Annotated in this window: 18 protein-coding genes; 2 read left to right on the forward strand and 16 right to left on the reverse strand. The window is 50.1% G+C overall.

All coding sequences use genetic code 11. The features are described 5' to 3' along the window. Positions 1-9: 9 nt before the first annotated feature. Positions 10-798, reverse strand: coding sequence for a DUF3891 family protein (locus IEW26_RS11300; protein WP_188592483.1), 789 nt, complete (start codon positions 796-798; stop codon positions 10-12). Positions 799-1,014: 216 nt separating this feature from the next. Here IEW26_RS11300 and coaA point away from each other — a divergent pair, with 216 nt between their 5' ends. Together coaA and IEW26_RS11310 are read left to right on the forward strand one after the other, a co-directional pair. Beyond that, entirely contained in the window at positions 1,015-1,944 is a 930-nt protein-coding gene (coaA, locus tag IEW26_RS11305; protein ID WP_188592484.1) for a type I pantothenate kinase, read from the forward strand. A 23-nt stretch (positions 1,945-1,967) separates the two neighbouring features. After that, positions 1,968-2,330, forward strand: coding sequence for a DUF423 domain-containing protein (locus IEW26_RS11310; RefSeq protein WP_111272386.1), 363 nt, complete (start codon positions 1,968-1,970; stop codon positions 2,328-2,330). 116 nt (positions 2,331-2,446) lie between these two features. On the opposite strand, the gene IEW26_RS11315 is transcribed toward IEW26_RS11310, so the two are convergent. From IEW26_RS11315 to IEW26_RS11385, 15 genes are all read right to left on the reverse strand, one after another. Then, a complete protein-coding gene (locus tag IEW26_RS11315) occupies positions 2,447-3,025 on the reverse strand; it encodes a histidine phosphatase family protein (protein WP_188592485.1) in 579 nt (192 codons plus the stop codon). 24 nt (positions 3,026-3,049) lie between these two features. Then, positions 3,050-3,847, reverse strand: coding sequence for a glutamate racemase (gene murI, locus IEW26_RS11320; RefSeq protein WP_229729806.1), 798 nt, complete (start codon positions 3,845-3,847; stop codon positions 3,050-3,052). 252 nt (positions 3,848-4,099) lie between these two features. After that, positions 4,100-4,582, reverse strand: a complete 483-nt coding sequence (locus tag IEW26_RS11325) for a hypothetical protein (RefSeq protein WP_229729807.1) — start codon at positions 4,580-4,582, stop codon at positions 4,100-4,102. 4 nt (positions 4,583-4,586) lie between these two features. Then, positions 4,587-5,066, reverse strand: coding sequence for a GNAT family N-acetyltransferase (locus IEW26_RS11330; RefSeq protein WP_188592487.1), 480 nt, complete (start codon positions 5,064-5,066; stop codon positions 4,587-4,589). A gap of 15 nt (positions 5,067-5,081) precedes the next feature. Beyond that, positions 5,082-5,450 (reverse strand): hypothetical protein, encoded by a 369-nt coding sequence (locus tag IEW26_RS11335; RefSeq protein WP_188592488.1) that lies wholly within the window; start codon positions 5,448-5,450, stop codon positions 5,082-5,084. Positions 5,451-5,516: 66 nt separating this feature from the next. Next, positions 5,517-6,398: a serine/threonine-protein kinase gene (locus IEW26_RS11340; protein WP_145403142.1), complete on the reverse strand. Its 882-nt coding sequence runs from the start codon at positions 6,396-6,398 to the stop codon at positions 5,517-5,519. Between the two features lie 78 nt (positions 6,399-6,476). Then, positions 6,477-7,007, reverse strand: a complete 531-nt coding sequence (locus IEW26_RS11345) for a GNAT family N-acetyltransferase (RefSeq protein WP_188592489.1) — start codon at positions 7,005-7,007, stop codon at positions 6,477-6,479. After that, positions 7,004-7,153, reverse strand: a complete 150-nt coding sequence (locus tag IEW26_RS11350; RefSeq protein WP_188592490.1) for a hypothetical protein — start codon at positions 7,151-7,153, stop codon at positions 7,004-7,006. The genes IEW26_RS11345 and IEW26_RS11350 overlap by 4 nt, the downstream gene beginning before the upstream one ends. Before the next feature lie 67 nt (positions 7,154-7,220). Beyond that, complete coding sequence (locus tag IEW26_RS11355) at positions 7,221-8,195, reverse strand: SDR family oxidoreductase (RefSeq protein WP_188592491.1); 975 nt, start codon at positions 8,193-8,195, stop codon at positions 7,221-7,223. 35 nt (positions 8,196-8,230) lie between these two features. Beyond that, positions 8,231-9,550, reverse strand: a complete 1,320-nt coding sequence (locus tag IEW26_RS11360) for a F390 synthetase-related protein (RefSeq protein ID WP_188592492.1) — start codon at positions 9,548-9,550, stop codon at positions 8,231-8,233. Continuing rightward, the gene (locus IEW26_RS11365; RefSeq protein ID WP_188592493.1) at positions 9,543-10,493 is read right to left on the reverse strand and encodes an MBL fold metallo-hydrolase; all 951 of its coding nucleotides are present in this window, start codon (positions 10,491-10,493) and stop codon (positions 9,543-9,545) included. Before IEW26_RS11365 ends, IEW26_RS11360 begins: the two co-directional genes overlap by 8 nt. Then, positions 10,487-11,482, reverse strand: coding sequence for an NAD-dependent epimerase/dehydratase family protein (locus tag IEW26_RS11370; protein WP_188592494.1), 996 nt, complete (start codon positions 11,480-11,482; stop codon positions 10,487-10,489). The genes IEW26_RS11365 and IEW26_RS11370 overlap by 7 nt, the downstream gene beginning before the upstream one ends. Beyond that, a complete protein-coding gene (locus IEW26_RS11375; protein ID WP_229729808.1) occupies positions 11,479-12,699 on the reverse strand; it encodes an ATP-grasp domain-containing protein in 1,221 nt (406 codons plus the stop codon). The genes IEW26_RS11370 and IEW26_RS11375 overlap by 4 nt, the downstream gene beginning before the upstream one ends. After that, positions 12,689-13,690: a beta-ketoacyl-ACP synthase III gene (locus tag IEW26_RS11380; protein ID WP_188592495.1), complete on the reverse strand. Its 1,002-nt coding sequence runs from the start codon at positions 13,688-13,690 to the stop codon at positions 12,689-12,691. Before IEW26_RS11380 ends, IEW26_RS11375 begins: the two co-directional genes overlap by 11 nt. A 248-nt stretch (positions 13,691-13,938) precedes the next feature. Next, positions 13,939-14,829: a TIGR01777 family oxidoreductase gene (locus tag IEW26_RS11385; protein WP_188592496.1), complete on the reverse strand. Its 891-nt coding sequence runs from the start codon at positions 14,827-14,829 to the stop codon at positions 13,939-13,941. Positions 14,830-14,943: the final 114 nt, after the last annotated feature.

Here is a 14,943-nt window from a genome sequence, read left to right on the forward strand (position 1 = left end):
CACATTCTTTTATGTTAACGCAGTGATGACCACCCGGCGTTTTTTCCAATCGGCCCGACGATAAGCCTGTAGCATCCCGAATTTGCGGATACTGGCTTTGGGCACTGCTTTGTAAGACATAGTTACTTCAAACTCTTCATTAAACGGAAAAAAAGAAAGGCCTACCTTCTCTCCTGATATCCATTCAGCTTTAACGGTTGGGCTGATACAATGGTCGAAAGCACAGCTGAGTCCATCTGCGAAAAAATCATAACGCGATGCAGGTGTACCCGGCTCCTCCATACATAAGAACAGACTCAGCTGGTCACAGAACAGCATCGTCTCGACATCATTCTTCAGCCGCTGCTCCAGGGCTGCTGCATCACCGCCAAGCTCCCGCTTCCATTTGTCCTGTTGCTGCTGTTCTTCGAGCAGATACTGCCGAATATCCTCATCATCCTGAGGATTGGCACCCAGCGTTTTTTGAAACAACTCTGTATACATCAAGCTGCACAGCAGTCCCGCATACGCATTGTGCTGTCTCACTTCCTCAATCCCCTTGCGATAGAATACAAAACGTGGACGCAGTGGAAAATCACGGAAAGAGTACGGAACCTGACTGTAATCATTCCATAATGGCGCAGCGTCCAGCTCTATCCAGCCCCGATCATGCTCCTTCGCAGCCAAAATCAGTTCATCCCGGTGCGAGCCAGGTGGAAGCCACTCTGTTTTCCAGTGAGCAGCCATATCTCCAGCAGCCACTCCATGTTCATGCTGTGCGGTCAAAACAAAATCATGCTCTCTCTCATATACGATCATTTGCTGTCACCCTTCCGCATGGTATACGTTGACTTTTACATTAATTGGGTTACACTTTCCTATAAGCTGCTTTTACCCCACTTCTAAACAGCTTAATACTGTGGACTCATCACGTCTCAAATGAAACAGAGGTTGTAAAGGTGTTGTCAGTTTCCTGAAATTTGGTACACTAATGATTGTGTCACCGATTACATTACATACAGAAAGCGGGATCTCATGAATTTATACTCACCTTACATCGAGTTTGACCGCAAGGAATGGGCTGGACTCAAAGAGCATCAGGTTACTCTTCCGCTGACGGAAGCTGAGCTAGAACAGTTAAAGGGCTTGAACGAAGAAGTGTCCATACAGGAAGTGGAGGATGTTTATCTGCCACTTACCCACTTCATTGACTTATATGCCAGAGCTTCGCGGGAGCTTGATCGGTTAACCGCCTCTTTTATGAAAAAGGAAGCCCTTCACCCCCCCTACATTATCGGGATCGGGGGCAGTGTTGCCGTGGGAAAAAGCACAGCAGCCCGCTTGCTTCAAGCTCTTCTCGCCAGAGGCAGGAGCAGCCCCAAAGTTGATCTCGTCACCACGGACGGCTTTCTATATCCGAATGCGGTGCTGCAAGAGAAGGGCATTATGAACCGCAAGGGTTTCCCGGAAAGCTATGATATCAAGTCACTCATTCAATTTATGGGAGATGTCAAATCCGGCAAGCCGGAAGTCAAAGCTCCGGTCTATTCCCATCTGGCTTACGATGTCATCCAGGGACAGGAGCAGCTGATATGCCAGCCAGACATCCTGATCATTGAAGGCATCAACGTGTTGCAGGTGAAACGGGAGACCCCTTTACTGGTAAGTGATTTCTTTGACTTCTCCATCTACATTGATGCAGAAGAAGAACATATTCGGCACTGGTATGTGGAACGCTTCAAGCTGCTTCGCCAGACAGCCTTCCAGAATAAGGATTCCTTCTTCCACCAGCGATTCGCCAATATTAATGAAGAGGAAACGGTTGAAACAGCGAATCAAATCTGGCAGGAAATCAATGCCAAAAACCTGCATGAAAACATTATGCCAACCAAAGGCAGAGCCCGGCTCATTCTGAAAAAAGAAGCCGATCACTCGATACAGCAGATTCAATTACGCAAGCTGTAGATATTGAAAAGGAGCGAAACAAAATGCAAACTCTCGTTATTCTCGGCAGTGTGATGATGTTTCTGGCTGTTGCACTGGGTGCCTTCGGGGCACACGCGCTCAAACGCAAGTTATCGGCTGATATGATTAAAATCTATGAAACCGGTGTGCAATACCATATTGCCCACGGACTTGGCATCATCCTGCTCGGACTGTTCGCAGAGAAACTGCCTTCTTCATCACTTGTACTCACCGCAGGTTGGCTGTTGTTTACAGGGATTCTACTCTTCTCCGGCAGTCTCTATACCCTTAGCATTACAGGTGTACGCAAGTGGGGAGCTGTCACACCCTTGGGTGGCGTAGCCTTCCTTGCCGGTTGGATCACATTGCTCTTTGCTGCATTGTAACCATGCAGAAGGTCTTCCCTCATATTCATGCAGTAAGTTTTTCCTTCTAATTCAAATAGAGTGTTCTGGCTGAACGAACCTGAGAACCTGAAGCCGAACGCTCTTTTTTGAGGGTATTAATCCGGCCAGAGTCTGCGGATGTTGAACACAGGCTTGCCCTCTTTGCTTTTTCCCGCATCCGTATGCTCCTGCTCCCGTCTCAAAACATATACATCCGGGTTGGACAGCTTGGCCCATTCGGGGTAACCAAAAGACGGAACATACTGACGTATAATTAACGATAACAGGTTGCCATGTGTGACAACCGCGCCATGCGACTCCGGTCTGTTCCAGCATTCCTCCAGCACAGCCAGACCCCTGCGAGCTGCGACTCTTGAAGACTCTCCGCCTTCTGCCACCCAATCAATATCATCATATGTACGTTTCAGCACCTCCATCCAGTCCGGCAGATCCACGGTACTGAGTACACGCTCCTGCAAGCGTTCGTCCGTATGGATATGCTGCTGAATGGCTGCTCCTAAAGGAACGGCCGTCTGCACCGCTCTTTTCCACGGACTGGATACAATATAAGAAATTCCATGACTGGACAACAGCTCTGCCAGCTTCTCAGCCTGTCTGTACCCCTCGTCTGTCAGGCTGGCATATGGCTCCTGTCCTTCGGCTTTGGCGTGACGAATCAGATAAATGGACTCCATGTACAACACCTCCTGTTGTCTGAGCTACAATGAATTTTCCTTTAGATAGTGGAGTGCAATACGCATTTTACGCTGATCTTCTATTCGGCCCGATGAACTAAGAAAGGTCACATCTTCCTGCTTCCCTATTCCCCCGCCGGTGTCATGCCGAAGAGTCTGGAGTACGAGCCTCTGCTTCAAATGATTCACCGTGCCGGCACTTCCATCTACAATCTGAACATGATCCGGCAGCACCCCGCGCAAAATCGAAGAGAAGAACGGGTAATGTGTACAGCCCATCACCACTGTTCCATATTGCTCCATATCCAGACGGGATAGCTTGGAACGAAAGTACGCTGCGATGGTGACCGGATCAAACTGCAGCTGTTCGCACCACTCTACGAGCTCAGGAAGCGCAAGCGAATCAACCCGATGCTCATCATCCACACGGGATACCAGCTCGTTATACTTTGACTGGCTCAGTGTCAAAGCTGTGGCAAATACCAGCACTCGTTTGCCGTTATCCCGGTTCATCTCTACAGCCGGCTTCACAGCTGGCTCCATGCCAATGATAGGGATGTCGTATCGGGAACGCAGCTCACTGACGGCCAGGCTGGTTGCTGTATTACATGCGATTACGATCGCTTCTACGTTTTGCCTTGCAATAGCCTCAATGCAGCCCAGAATATAACCACGTACCTCGTCTGCAGACTTCGTTCCATAAGGTACATGGAGGGTATCTGCATAATATATATAGGACTCTTCGGGAAACTGCTGTAATGCCTTGTGCAGTACCGTTAGCCCGCCGATGCCTGAATCAAAAAAAGCAATTTTTTTCGTCAAGGATGTCACCTCTATAACGTATTCTTTCGGTTCCGGGAACCGTCCATTACTGCTCATGCTGACTGGAGGTGAAGATTAAATCAATGAAGTTAACTAACCTGATCTGAATTCGTTTTATATTGTCTGATCTGTTTAATGGTATCTGCCACGGAACGATGATCTGCCGGAACTGCACATGCTGATAAAGCTAACGCTGTACATAACGATAGTAAGCTCATCATGAGCCATTTGCATTTCGTCGAAATCCCCCCGTTAAGAAAAGCTTTCTTCAAATAGAGACTTGCCTTGTGCCTCCCAATAACGTTCCGTCTCCGGAACCCGCTCCAGAAAATCCGAGTAACTCCCCGTCCATCCCTCAGGCATGTAATGCTCATAGGATGCAGGTTCAGGGAACATGGAGAAGAACAGCTTTTGATCAAAATTGACAAGGAAAGACGGCACATATTTGAGCCATTCGTCACCCTCGGGATGCGTTCCACGAAAATGCTGCAGCTCACTTCTCAGCTCTGCCGTGCTCACCTGTTCCTCTTGAATCGCCTCCAGAAAAGCTTTGGCCGTATCCTCGTTCAACACCTGGATGTCAAACCGTTCTTCCATCTCTACATTCAGAAACCAGTATTCCCGCTCGGTGACGTACCATCGCCACATGCCCTGAAAACAAACACAAGCAATTGTGTTCTTAGCATACACAGGCTCTGTCTTTATGGTCACACCTCCAAACACAGGTTCCGCCATCACTTCATCCCGGCCTCAGATCAAGCTCCCATCGCTCCTCCGTCAATTCCTGATCGGATAATAGTTGCGTTCGAATCTCTTTGATTTCAAAGCCGTACAATTCATATAGTTTCCTTGCATCAAGCAGCGATTGGTTGGTCCACAATAAAATAGAACGGTATCCCCGCTGAGTCGCATACGCAATCACGTGTTCAATAAGCCTTCTTCCCCAGCCTGCACCTCGAACTTCAGGTTCAAGCAGGAACCACCGCAGCTGAGCAGTCGAATCGTTTACACGTGTCAGCCCAATCGACCCATACGGCCTATGATTCAGCTCCACAATCCATAACATCTCTCTTGTAAAATCTCCCGTATGGGCGAAGGTCTGCACCGCATCAGAGATAAAGACTGCAAAGCTATCATCATAATTATACTCGTCCCGATAAATACGGATATGCGCTTCAATGACATATTGCAGGTCTTTTTGTATGAACGAACGAATCATAGCTATAATTTTCTCCTAATTCAATAATCTGTAGAGCAGCTTCTCTCCTTCACTTCTCTGACCCACTGCTTGCATTTCCAGGAAATCTGGCACCCCTCGCAGATCAGCCGGACGATATCCTGCTCCACATCCGCAATTATGGTAGGTCACACCGTGACGATACAGTGTTATGACTTTTGTCCACTGCTTGATGTCCTTTTGCTTGGGAGCCTGAAAATCATGCCCCATATTCACCATGGCTTCCGCACATTGCGGGCACTTATATTCCATACCTGCAGCCGCTTCCGGGCTCAAATCATAAGGTGAAACCTGTTTGAAGGACTTGCGGCAGTTAAAACAAGCATATATTTCTTTATAAGGTCCAGACATAGCATACCGGCACATCGTCATCACCTCCTCATCATTTCCATTATACGGGATTGACTGTAAAGTTACGAATGTGTTATTGCATCATTGCGCAACTGCCTCTCTCCAGGCTAAAGCAAACTCTGTCACAGCGTTGTAACGCTGGGATCGGTCGGGATTCACCGCGCGTGTGACCACCTCATACAATGCTTGCCCGGCATCCCAACGCTCACGCGAACGATCCAGTTCTCCGCCAAGCAGTGCAAATGCCATAGCTCCCATATTAAACACATTCGTAATCGCATCAACCGGTGCCCCGAGCTGAAATTCCTCAGGAGACATAAATCGGGATGAACCCCACATTCGCCCCATTGTATTGACAAAAGCGCCTTTGTGATACAGATCAATGTCACAGATATGGATCTCCGCTGCCGTAAAATCATAAATCAGACTGCCATCGTAAAAGTCTACAGCGACATAACCCTTGCGCTCCACCTCGATATGAAAGTCCAGTATACGCTCCATCGCTTGAATGCGCATCTCCACCGGCAGCTTCCTGAACTGAACATAAGGCGACCGTGGATCTTCATATTTAGCTGGTGGAGGGAAAGACCAGTGCGAATGCAGACATTCTCCTTCGACCCAATCAAATACACAAGCGTATCCCTCATCTGTGGCAAAATGGTTCGTTAATCGAATCAGGCTGTCATGTGCCAAGTCTTCATAGATCGAGACAGCAGACTGCAGCTGCTGTAAAGCTGCGGCTGGATTTCCCGTAGTACTGCTGGCATGAATAGTAGATGCCCCCGCATACTTCACAAATTGCTTTCTACCGTCTGCTCTGACTATTCCAAAAGAAAGATTGCCCGAGTCCTGTTGGTCAAATACACGGAAGACTGTGCCCAGGGGCGTTAGCCAGCTGAAGTCATGCTTTTCTCGTAACCCGAACGTAACGCCGTCGATTTCATGAATAACCTGATGCAACATCAGCCACCCCTTATCTATTTACTGCATTCTTTGAGATATATCTATTTTCTACGTTGCTTCTGGTCTGAACTCTGATAGTTAGTAAAAATACGTCATGTGTGCTTCATCGTACCCCTGACCGTTTACTTCCAGCGCATTTCGCTCTATACCGTACACTTCAAACCCGTAACGCTCATATAACCGTCTTGCAGCAGCATTCGTAGTAACCACACTCAGATTAATCTGCTTGATCCCTTCGAGATGCCTTCCACGCTCCAACACTTCCGATAATAAACGGGAAGCCAGCCCTTCACCCCGATAAGCAGGCGATACATATACACCCCAGATGAATCCTTTATGCCTGAGCTTTGGGCCATATTCCCTTTTGAATCCCATAATGCCAGCCAGTATGCCATCAGGTGTAAATGCGCCCAGAATATAATCATCCGGCTCGTTATGTATGCGATCTTTCACTTCACTCACAGTCAGCTGACTGGACAACTCGTAGGATGCGCCAAAAGCTTCTGGATGGGTCCGCAGCGCTTCGAGCCGCAAGGGCCAATATACGTCGGATTCTCCCCGCTCGATATTACGCAGCATGTACTTCTCTCTCCCAGCATCTATACTCATGTTTCATCCACTCCCTGCTTTTTCTTCCGATTGCGGTCTCGTTCCAAAGCTTCCTGTACCCGGTCACGAGCAGGGAGCTTGCTATTGATATGTAAAAGAAGTCCAGTGATGAGCAGCAGCAGTGCAATTACGACAATCTCAAACATTCGTTTTTCCCTCCTTAGAAAAGGATACATTTTGATCTTGTATACATCGCAGATCCTTTACATGAGGTTATTGAAGGCCCCGCGCGATCAGCCGCTCCAACCACTTCCAGGGCAGTAATGCCTTGCCGATAATAAGCAAGCGCGAGCCTTTGCCCAGCGCATACCGTAATCTTGGCGAACGCATCCGGGTGATCCGCCCGATCAGATCAGCAACCTCCTGCGGATCAGGTGCAGTCTCACTCACTTGTCGGGAATACCGCAGGACTGCGTCCAGTTTATGCTGATACGGTGAGTCCTCATACCGATGAATCTCAACCAGACCTTTGTTCCAGATCGGTGTACGGTAGGCTCCAGGCTCCACCAGCACGACCCGAATACCGAAGGAAGACATCTCATGACGCAGACTTTCCGTGAATCCTTCCACGGCGAACTTGGAAGCAGCGTAGGGCGCATACCCCGGAAAACCCGACAAACCACTTACGCTGGAAAGATTAATAATCAAGCCGCTCTGCTGTTTACGCATCACAGGCAGGACGGTGCGTGTCACCGCAATAAGTCCAAAAAGGTTGGTCTCCATCTGCCGCCGCCAATCCTCCATCGCCACCTCCTCAATGAACCCGCCCACCGCAAAGCCTGCATTATTCACCAGCACGTCAATCCGTCCATATTGCTGCATAATCGTATCTACAGCCGTCTGAACCGATTCTGAGTCCGTCACGTCGAGCTGAACATAATGGAGACGGTCGCCAACATTCTCTTTTTCGGCCCGGCTCTCAAGCTCACCCTTACGGCTCAGGTCACGCATCGTAGCTGCAACATGATATCCCTGCTTCGCCAGCGTAATCGCGGTCAACATACCGAAGCCGCTGGATGTGCCTGTAATTAGTGCTACCGGATGCTGTTGTCCGTGGCTATGAGCTCTTTTTTCGGCAGGTCCAGCGATACGCTCGGATTCCGTTGCCTTTCCGTCCCCTGCCGTGCCTGTGTCATCCGCGTTGTTTGGCAGCGAATCTTCTCCTATTTTATAAGCCCACACGCTCATATCATCACCAGCTCTCCAAATGTATTCTTCACCTGTTAATCCGCACGTCTCTCCACCCGCCGCAGTTTTGTCACTCCCGCCTCAAACGTGTACGGTACGAAGTGTATCTCTGGCAGCATACAATGCAATCGCTCTGCTAATGTATTCAATTGTTGCCTTACTGCGACCTTTACCTGTTCCTCACTGGCTTCTTCATGAATTCGCATCGATACTTCCAGCCTTCCGCTGCCGCGCTGTACAACACGATAGTGCTCAATGGCCGGTGAAGCCGCAATCACCGCACGACTGATAAAATCCGGGAAGACCGTAACCGCTTGATCTTCATGTCGATGTGAAAAATAAAGCGTATCATCACAGCGGCCTTCGATCCGCTCAATGGCAGTAAACAGCGAACCACAGGCGCACGGCTCTGCCGCCTCGGTTAAAATATCATTCAGCCGATATCGGATGATCGGCTGTGATGTTCTGGAGAAGTCTGTAATCACAGGCACAAACCGCCGGGTGGCAGGATCGAGGTATTCTTTTTCAATATAAACAATGTCTTCATTCAGATGTAACGTACCGTGCTCACATGTCGCTCCCAGAAAACCCTCCGTACACTGGTAAACCTGATGAATTGTCTGCTTGAAAACACGCTTCAGCACACGCCGATCCAGCGGGTCCAGCACCTCGGCGACGGATATGATTTTGTGCGGCATATGGGTTAAAAGCCCCTGCTCATAAGCCTCAGCCAGCATGCGAAGCATGGAGGGCGGCGCCACCCACACCGTAGGCTGGTACTGCTCCATACGTTCAACAAGCACATTCACAGGCTCCAGCAGATCAAAATATTGAAATTGCAGCTTGCCGCGCTTCACCGATTCATACAGATTACTGTTTGCACGCAGAAAAAAAGCAATTCTGGCCGGTTTCCACAATCCGCCTGGCAGCAGCTTGGCCAGCACCGTTCCCGTCCACGCATCCTGCTCCCGATCACTCACCAGAAATATCCCCCGGTTGCCGGATGTGCCTGAGGATAACCCCACGGTTATGCCTTGAATGGAAGACTGCTTGAAGTCACGGGTATCTTCACTCTCTCCTGCCAGTATTAACGCCTCTTCCTTCGAAATCCCTACGGTATTCAGCGTATCAAAATGCTGCATCATCGTGGACTTGTCAATCTGCGGAAATTGTCTCCACGCCGATGCACTCCTGCCATCCCACCATGTGCGATAAAATGGAGATTGGGCCCGCACACGCTCTACATGCCGTATGATTCGGCGTTCCTGCCAGCGTTCAAGCTGCGCTCGTGTGCTCCATCTGCGCAGGCCGCGTGCAAGTGCATAATGAGCTGCAATGCGAAAGACATTACTCATGTGCTGTACCTCCTGTTCCCCATGCGTTCAGTGCCTCCTGACAATGGCTCGGCACAATGCGAATGGCAGGAAGCTGTTGATGCAATTGAACCAGCTTATCAAAGTTCGACCTGTATTCCCGCCGATCTGACATAATGATGCCTGCAAGCGCATGAGGTCTTCGTTGTTCACGAAAAGCCCGGCTTGACCACACCGCATCTGCACACAGAAAATATTCATGCTGCTCTGTACGCAGCAAAATACCCATCATGCCTGCTGCATGCCCTGACACATCTACACCCAGCAGACTGCCATCGCCGAAGATATCGTACACCTCATCCCAAGGAAATATACGCGGCGCTTCAGCTCCTGTCCCTGCCAGTGTCAGTGTCCGTCCAGTTACTTCTGCTTCAGTTCCTGTGCCTCCATCCACCTTTGCTCCTCTCGCTTCAGTCCATTGATTCGGTTGTCCAGTCAGAGGCAGTGACCGCCGGGTAAAATCTTCAGGCAGCAATCCGGACAGAAATCCGGCCTTTACTGCCGCCAATGGGCCAAGTGAGCGGACTGCATCATACGCCTGCGGCAGGTAAATAAACTGCGCTTCAGGGAAATCCCGCACACCTGCAATATGATCCCCGTGAAAATGCGAAAGAATGACATAACGGATGTCTGATGTGCGGAGTCCAATCCGTTTTAGAAAATGAACCGCACTGTCTTGCTCCTGATACACAACAGGGGTGATGTAACGATACAATGCATTAGGAAGCCGGGCAGTCTCATCGAAAAAGCGGGAACTATACCCTGTATCCAGCAGCATCGCGCCATGCACCGGATGAATGATGCAGGCAAAGCCCGCCGGAAAACGCACAGGTCTGATGCTCCCGCCCCTCAGCGTTAGAACTTCGGGATGTGTACAATACCCTGCCGCACCCAAATATAACTGGACTGGAGTTGAAGTCAGCATGATTCAGCCCTCCACCAATCTGCGAATTGCTGTAAACCTGCTTCAATAGACACCCGAGGTGTATACCCTAGCTGCTCCCTGGCATCGGTGATGTTTAATGTCTGCGGCACACCCAGGGACCCTACCGTGTATCGGGTAAGTAACGGCTCTCCCAGAGCAGGAATGAACCGATGCACATTTTCAAGCACAGCAGCGGCCCCATAGGCGACCTTGTATGGAATGCTCAATCGCTTCAGCGGCATATCCAGCATGTCAAACAGCTTGCTGACCAGTTCGGCAAAAGGCCGCGGGTCCCCGTTGGATATGTTGTAGGCCCTCCCGAGCGCATCTGCCGAAGTACGTTGGCACAATAACAAGGCATCTACTACATTATCTACACATGTCAGATCAATAAGTGCCCGTCCACCGTCAATCATCGGGACTCCACGTTTGTCATTCGCCGTCACAATACGCGGAAACAGCGTCTGGTCATAAGGGCCAAAAATAGCCCGCGGACGAATCATAATCGATGGCAAGCCTTGACGATGTGCATCCATAACGATCTGCTCAGCCAGATACTTGGTAGCCGCATAGTGATTGGCCGGTTTGGCTGACAGCGCATCATGTTCATGCACTTCATAACGCGGGTTGAAGTTAAAATAAAGACTTGGTGTCGAGACATGCACAAAACGCTGCACCTGGCTGCGCATGGCGCTATCAATCAAGATCTGTGTTCCCTGCACGTTACTGCTGTAGAAATCCCGATACTTTCCCCATGGAGAGGACAACGCGGCACAATGAAATACAACATCCTGACCCTTGCAAGCTGCATCCACGGTCTGATGGTCCCTTATATCACCCTGATGAAAGCGGACTCCTGCCGCAACTAACGCATCTCCTATCGCTTGCTGACGCCCCAGGCCCGTGACGTCCCAGCCTTCTTCGGCAAGGCGAACAGCCAGATGTCTGCCAAGACAGCCCGTAGCCCCTGTTACCAACGCTCTCTTCATTGTTGTTCACCGTTCCATTCTATGTCATGAGTCAACGCCTCGGTCAATGTGATCCGCTGAGCACGAGCAATACGCCAAGCTGCCAGCACCACTGCAATTTGTGCAAAGAAAGGACGCTTATCCTGCCTCGTATACACAACATCTCTTGCCCCGTACCAGGCCGTCATCCATGACCGCAGGTTCGATCTGCTATTGGCCTGCCGAATACCGCTTCCCAGCATAGGCAGTGCAAGCATCGCCTTATCACCTGACTGAGGTGTAATCTCTTTTTTTTCGTTTAATAGTGACTCCGGTTCAAGCAAAGCACGCACCAGGCCATCGCCAGGATGAAACAGGTGAATACCGCTGGTCGCTCTCGGATTACATTCGATGGCATACACTCGACCGTCCGACTCTTCAATAAAATCAAAACCGATCTGTCCGCTAAAAGCTGCCTTCTGCACAAATTGCTTGACCCATTGATAAGCCCCATCATGCTGCACCTGTTCAAAAAAAACACTTGCGCCTACGTCACCTGTACGAAATTTGCTCTCGTAGGCGGCATGAGCAACCAACTTTCCTTCATGCACAACACTGTAGGTACACAGCCCGCGTCCATGGATGTATCGCTGTGCCACCCAAGGCGAACCTCGGGATATTAGCTCTTCACCCGGCGGCGCATGCTGTATTGGCATACGTACTTTGGCGGCAAAACGGGAATACACCGGCTTCCATACCCACTCCCCCGACTTGTTCAGCACATGCTGAATCTCCAGCTGCTCCTGTGAATTTTGAATCAGATATGTATCTGGCACTGACAGCCCCATCGACTTCGCTAGTTGAATAAAATCATATTTATGATGCAATGCATGCAGCTGCTCCGGGCTGGATATCAGAACACGGCAATGCTGCCTTAACTGTTCCGCACCTTGAGCCACGTAGAAAATTTCCTCACACATCGGAATGAACAGGTCAATCTGCCATCTCTTGACACAAGCTTCGAGTGCAGACAGATATGCTGTTGTCTGATGGCGCGGCGATGGCACAAGGGCACACTGCTCCACTACAACGGACCCTCTGCATAGATGCCGTTCCATACTCTCGGCAATATACACCCGATGACCGAATCGGTGCAGCATACGTGCCAGATCCAGTGTTACCGGGGCCCTGCCCCCGGTAAGCAGCACTCTGCTTGGTGTACATGCCAGTGGCTGCCGCTCTCCTGATCTAATAGTCAAGAATAAGTCCTCCCAGAGACAACCCTGCGGCTGTTCCTATCATAAGTATGCGATCACCGCGCTGAATACGCTGCTGGCGAATGGCTTCGTGCAGTCCCATCGGGATGGAAGCAGCAATGGTATTGCCATGCCCCCGTGTAATATCCATAAACCGCTCCTCCGGAATGCCCAGCTTCTTCCGAATCAGACGCATCGCCATTGCACTGCCCTGATGAGGAATAACCAGCCTGAAATCCTGCATCCGGTTCCCGGAGGTTTGAAGCATCTCATCCATAAAACCCGGTAACAGCTTGGATGCCATGCGGAAAATGGCCTGTCCATCCATATGAAAGAGATAAGGGGCTGGCTGCTCGTTATTATATTTGGCAGCGTGCTGCCGGGTTCCTCCACCCGCAATCTCTGATAAACGTGCTCCGCGGCTGAACGTGCGCAATGATGCGTGTACGATCTGCGAGCCTGAACCCTCTGGCGCATGCTCAATAATGACAGCTGCTGCTCCATCCCCGAACAAGGCAGCGCTTTCCGGCTCGTCCCAGTTCAGTCCGGCTGAAGCAATCTCGGTGGCTACGAGCAGAACACGCCGGTAACGTCCCGCATGCACCATATAAGAGATGACATCCAATCCATTCAGGAAGCTCAGACAGGTTGCATCCATATCAAAAGCAGGCACACCCGAATCCTCCTGCCCCATCGCCTGCTGGATAAAAACAGCTGTACTTGGCAACGGCTGTTCCTTCGTACCGCTTGTGCATACCAGACAATCGATCTCTTCAAAGGACAGCCCTGCATCAGCAAGAGCAGCTTCTGCCGCCCTTGCCCCCATATACGAAGAAGTCTCCTCGTCGGAGGCATAATAACGAAACCCTACACCTGTCGCTTTGCTGACCCATCCTGCCGGTACATGGAGGTGCTCATCCAGCTCCTCATCTGTCACTTTCATCTGAGGCAGGTATTTCCCCGTGCCTGCAATTCTTACTCTTCTAAGCTGCATATGCCAACCTCTTCCCTATCACAGATCTTTAAAAATCAAGCTTGCTATCAAAACATCTTCTCAATCAAATTCGATACTATAGTTTGTCAGAATCAACAGAAGGGCAGATTGCTCTGCCCTCCCGGTATTACATAACCAACTGCTTCTCCCATACGGTTACGGTTCTGACGATGCCGCTGCGCAGCATGTGGGATTCATCTTTGTTTTACTTTTGTCATTGTATATATGTGTACTTTGTGAAGCACACACTACCTGGACGGTTGTAGAATGTCAGCGAGCGCAGCCTCCAATGTAGCATAATTAAAATTGAAGCCTTCCCTTTCCATTCGGTCAGGGATGACCCAGCGGCTTTTGAGCACCAGCTCGGTCTCGGTGCGAATAAATATAGCTCCCAGTTCAAGCATCCAGCGTGGAGAAGGTAGACCTACACGTATTCCCATCTGCTGCCTGAGACTTGCCATAAGCTCCCGATTGGTCACCGGGTGGGGGGATGAAGCATTGAACACACCTTCCAGCTGACGCTGCTCCTGTAAAAACAACACCATGCGGAATAAATCCTCAATATGAATCCAGCTGAATTGCTGGGTTCCTGCGCCTTGTGCTCCTCCAAGTCCAAAACGTACCAGATTCGTCAAGGGCTCCATTACCCCGCCTTTGCCAAGCACAATGGCAATACGCAGCGCTACCTGCCTTGTCGATGGCAGCTCAAATTCAAAGAAAGCGCGCTCCCACGCCTTGGCTACCTCCACTGAGAATCCTGAGCCGATCTCCCCATCTTTTTCCGTCATCGGACGATCCTCCGCATGTCTGTATATCGTTGCTGTGCTGGAGTTAATCCACAATTCAGGCGGCTGGGTACATGCCAGCACCGCTTCTCCAAGAATATGTGTCGTTTCCGTTCTGGAATCCATAATGATTCTGCGGTTCTCCTCTGTATAACGGCAGTTCACCGACTTGCCAGCCAGATTAATCAGCAGCGCTGCTCCTTCAAGAGCTTCAACGATCGCTCCTCGATCCGCCCAGGGTATATGCCCAGGCTGGCGAGAAATTATATAGACACTGTACCCCAGATTTTCAAACCTTGGCGCAAAATCCTGACCAACAAATCCAGTTCCACCTGCTAGCACAACCTTTTTCACGGTATCTCCTCGTTTCCCTGTAGAGGTGTTGCCTCAAAATTCCTGTAGCGGCGTTGCTTCAATTTTCTGTAGAAATCATGCTATCTTGCCTGTATATCAGACTAAACAACACAA

The sequence above is a fragment of the Paenibacillus silvae genome, assembly GCF_014639235.1.
Taxonomy (GTDB): Bacteria; Bacillota; Bacilli; order Paenibacillales; family Paenibacillaceae; genus Paenibacillus; species Paenibacillus silvae.

What these genes read in the sequence shown, in the direction of transcription:
- IEW26_RS11370 (WP_188592494.1), bottom strand. Translation starts at nt 11,482, where the DNA reads ATGAAGAGAGCGTTGGTAACAGGGGCTACGGGCTGTCTTGGCAGACAT.
- IEW26_RS11310 (WP_111272386.1), top strand. Translation starts at nt 1,968, where the DNA reads ATGCAAACTCTCGTTATTCTCGGCAGTGTGATGATGTTTCTGGCTGTT.
- IEW26_RS11315 (WP_188592485.1), bottom strand. Translation starts at nt 3,025, where the DNA reads ATGGAGTCCATTTATCTGATTCGTCACGCCAAAGCCGAAGGACAGGAG.
- IEW26_RS11355 (WP_188592491.1), bottom strand. Translation starts at nt 8,195, where the DNA reads ATGAGCGTGTGGGCTTATAAAATAGGAGAAGATTCGCTGCCAAACAAC.
- coaA (WP_188592484.1), top strand. Translation starts at nt 1,015, where the DNA reads ATGAATTTATACTCACCTTACATCGAGTTTGACCGCAAGGAATGGGCT.
- IEW26_RS11335 (WP_188592488.1), bottom strand. Translation starts at nt 5,450, where the DNA reads ATGTGCCGGTATGCTATGTCTGGACCTTATAAAGAAATATATGCTTGT.
- IEW26_RS11365 (WP_188592493.1), bottom strand. Translation starts at nt 10,493, where the DNA reads ATGCTGACTTCAACTCCAGTCCAGTTATATTTGGGTGCGGCAGGGTAT.
- IEW26_RS11330 (WP_188592487.1), bottom strand. Translation starts at nt 5,066, where the DNA reads ATGATTCGTTCGTTCATACAAAAAGACCTGCAATATGTCATTGAAGCG.
- IEW26_RS11360 (WP_188592492.1), bottom strand. Translation starts at nt 9,550, where the DNA reads ATGAGTAATGTCTTTCGCATTGCAGCTCATTATGCACTTGCACGCGGC.
- IEW26_RS11345 (WP_188592489.1), bottom strand. Translation starts at nt 7,007, where the DNA reads ATGAGTATAGATGCTGGGAGAGAGAAGTACATGCTGCGTAATATCGAG.
- IEW26_RS11300 (WP_188592483.1), bottom strand. Translation starts at nt 798, where the DNA reads ATGATCGTATATGAGAGAGAGCATGATTTTGTTTTGACCGCACAGCAT.
- IEW26_RS11350 (WP_188592490.1), bottom strand. Translation starts at nt 7,153, where the DNA reads ATGTTTGAGATTGTCGTAATTGCACTGCTGCTGCTCATCACTGGACTT.
- IEW26_RS11380 (WP_188592495.1), bottom strand. Translation starts at nt 13,690, where the DNA reads ATGCAGCTTAGAAGAGTAAGAATTGCAGGCACGGGGAAATACCTGCCT.
- IEW26_RS11325 (WP_229729807.1), bottom strand. Translation starts at nt 4,582, where the DNA reads ATGGCGGAACCTGTGTTTGGAGGTGTGACCATAAAGACAGAGCCTGTG.
- IEW26_RS11340 (WP_145403142.1), bottom strand. Translation starts at nt 6,398, where the DNA reads ATGTTGCATCAGGTTATTCATGAAATCGACGGCGTTACGTTCGGGTTA.